Origin of the sequence: uncultured Traorella sp. (assembly GCF_944327115.1) — a bacterium.
Classification (GTDB): domain Bacteria; phylum Bacillota_I; class Bacilli_A; order Erysipelotrichales; family Erysipelotrichaceae; genus Traorella.
The window spans coordinates 1-3,363 of the sequence record NZ_CALVGS010000088.1 but is presented as its reverse complement, the minus strand read 5'-3'; the positions used below and the strand labels follow the sequence as shown (position 1 = coordinate 3,363).

General features: G+C 32.4%; 2 protein-coding genes. Both read left to right on the top strand.

Features of this window, described 5'->3' with window-relative positions; genetic code table 11:
• Positions 1-2,228, top strand: a 2,228-nt coding sequence (locus Q0K35_RS08140) for a DEAD/DEAH box helicase family protein (protein ID WP_294562161.1), incomplete at its 5' end; no start/stop codon positions are given.
• Between the two features lie 55 nt (positions 2,229-2,283).
• A partial coding sequence (locus tag Q0K35_RS08135; RefSeq protein WP_294562160.1) for a hypothetical protein occupies positions 2,284-3,363 on the top strand: 1,080 nt, incomplete at its 3' end.

Here is a 3,363-nt window from a genome sequence, read left to right as displayed (position 1 = left end):
AGAGAGGTGGGAGAATTGTGGTAAATCAAATAATGGATTTTGAATTTCAAAATAATTGTATAGATTTCCTTATAGATAAAAGTATTGATCCAGAAAGTAAGCAGGTGATTACAATAAAGGCACCAACGGGTGCGGGAAAGACTGTAATTTTGGTGAAATATATTGATCAGTTTTTGAAAAACACAAATGGTAAAACAGCATTTGTATGGTTGTGCCCTGGAAAAGGAGATCTTGAACAACAGAGTAAGGATAAAATGGATCAGCTTACCCCTCAAAGGGATACAAGAACTTTATTGTATTCAATGCTCATGGGATTTGAGAGTGAAAGCGTTACATTTATAAACTGGGAACTTGTTACAAAGAAGGGAAATAACGCACTAAAAGATGGTGAAAGAGCGAATCTTTTTGAAATGATAGCAGCTGCTCATAAGGACGGTATAGAGTTTATAATTATAATTGATGAAGAGCATATGAATAATACTAAAAAGGCAGACGATATTATTAATACTTTTGCTGCTAAAAATATTATTCGGGTTTCTGCTACAGCAAAAAGAGTGCCCCATCATGAGTTTTATGAAATTTCGGAAGACGAAGTGATTAATGAAGGATTGATTACGCGAGCAATATATGTTAATGAAGGTGTGGATGAAAAACGAGAATATACGGATGAAGCTGACTATAGTTATTTACTTAAATTGGCCGACGAAAAGCGAAAAGAAATAGCAGAAAACTATAAATTAGTTGGGGCAAATATCCGTCCATTAGTTTTGATACAATTTCCGTCCGGAAAGCCAGAGAATATAAGCTTGGTGGAGAACAAGCTTGCGGAAATGGGATATACATATGATAACGGTATGGTTTCTATTTGGATGAGTGATGTGAAAAAGAATATCGAACATCTTACTGATTTGGATGGCTCACCAGCATTTCTTTTGATGAAACAAGCAATATCCACAGGATGGGATTGTCCACGAGCAAAAATATTAGTGAAACTTCGCGAGGGAGGAAACGAGGATTTTCAGATTCAAACTATAGGTAGAATTAGGCGAATGCCGGAACGTAAACATTATGGAATCAATACATTAGATTATTGTTATATCTATACGTTTGACGAAAAATACAAATTTGGTCTTCTTACTACTATGGATAAAGCATATCAGGTTAGAAGACTTTTTTTGAAAGATGAAGCAAAAGAGTTTGAACTTGTGAAGGAACTTCGTAATCTGGATTTTAATGGCCTTGGAGAACGCGAAACGTTACAAAAAGTATATGAATATTTCAAGGAGACATATCATTTAGGTAATGATGTGCAGATAAATCAAGAAAATCTTAAAGTTGCAGGATATAATTTTGACCATGAAATTGATAGCAAAATTATGCAAGGGGTATTTCGTACAATAGATGATCTTGCCAAAGAAAAGGATAAAAATAGTATTGGTATAAAAACGAAAGTTAATACTCATACACACGGAATTTATCTGTTGCACTCAGTTGATGAAATTAAAAAAGTAACAGGAATGCAATCACAGAAGGTGAAAAATATTCTTCGTAGAATGTTTGGTAAAGGGAAAAAAACAAAATATAAGTTTGTTGCATTGGATAATGATCACTTTTATGCATTTGTTATTAATAATGTAAAAAAATTAAAAATGGATTTCAAACATGTAACTTCTCAAATGAGCGTACAGAGATCATTTGTTTTGGAACCCAAAGTTTCAAAATTTACGATTCCAGAGATGGAGGTATATAAATTTAGCAATGTTAAGCAAAGACAGTTTATGCGTTTAAATGTTTATAAAGAATATACCAATGAATTTATTACTGATAAAACAAGAAGTCTTCCTGAACGGCTATTTGAAAAATATTGCGAGAGTAACGATAAGATTCAGTGGGTATATAAGAATGGTGATACTGGTCAGCAGTACTTATCGATAGTTTATCTGGATGGATTGCAGAAACAATGGCTCTTTTATCCTGACTATATTGTTCACATGAAAGATGGAACGAATTGGATTATTGAGACTAAGGGAGGAGAACAGTCAGGGCATAGTAAGAATATTGATTTGCAAGCAGAAAATAAATTTATCGCATTTAAGGAGTACGCGAATAAATATAATCTTCGGTGGGGGTTTGTAAGAGATCTTAATGAAGAGTTATATATTAATAATACAGAATATGTAGATGACATGTCTGATGAAAGATGGCAACCACTCAATGATGAATTTTAGACAATTCTGTATTTTTATAATGGTGACAAAGATATGTTAAGAAGGTGTAGGTAGAGTGAGAGATACTAGCTATGTTCAATTTCATGGTGTGGATTGTATATTAATAGAAGAGAATGAGAATATCAGTCTCCTATTGAAAGATCCAAATGATATCACCCAAATAAGGCCCTATTTAGAAGACCATAATTTTTTTTTGAATTATGAAGGGACTATTGGTTTTCAATCGACAGCATTTATCGAACGAATGAGTTTTGACATAAATCATATAATTAAGTTACTGCCGAGATATATTGTAAATCGTTATCATATCAATTCATTTAATGGGTTTGAATTGACGGGAGAAGTTATCGATGATTTTTTCAGTCCGTCACGGTATTTTTATGATCAAAAAAAGAATACTACTAAATCGTCTGTAGATTTGGTATATAATAAAGAGATTGCAGAGTCTTGGGAAATAAAGTTCGAAAAACACTCAGTCTGTATAATATTATCTTTTGGGGATATATTGCAAAAGGGGATAGCCAGTGATTTGATGTTACATGCAAAATTGACTGTTGAATTTGAAAACACTTCAGATCTGGCTTTTTTATATCGTCTATATTGTATGGTGATTAGATTTTTACAGATAATACGTTATGACACAAAATGTGGGAAATTACAAATCAATTTATTTCATACGAAAGATGGAAGGAAGAGCTACAATGGATACTTGCGGGATTTTTCCATAGATGAGGAACAATTTTTGCCGGCAAACCATAAATTGGAATATGAAGGATTTAAACCTTATATACAAAAATTTTTGCAATTCGCAGCGGATAATACAGATTATACTTTTCATCATTATCCAAGTAAAGGAATTAGATTTCGTGGAAGAGATTATTCAGCAGTCGACTACATGAATATTTTTGCTGCCTTTGAATCGGAGTGTCATTTAAAGAAAGAATTATATGAAAAAGTCGATACTACAAAAATACAATCAATTAAAGATTGTATTATTTCTCAGCTTAATGCTTATCCAACTGAAGTATTGACGACACAAGAGCTTAATTTTTTGAATAATGCCAAGGTTCGAATATTACAATTGGGGACTCAATTTGGGCAAACAAAAAAAATAATAAATGCATATGAAGTTTTA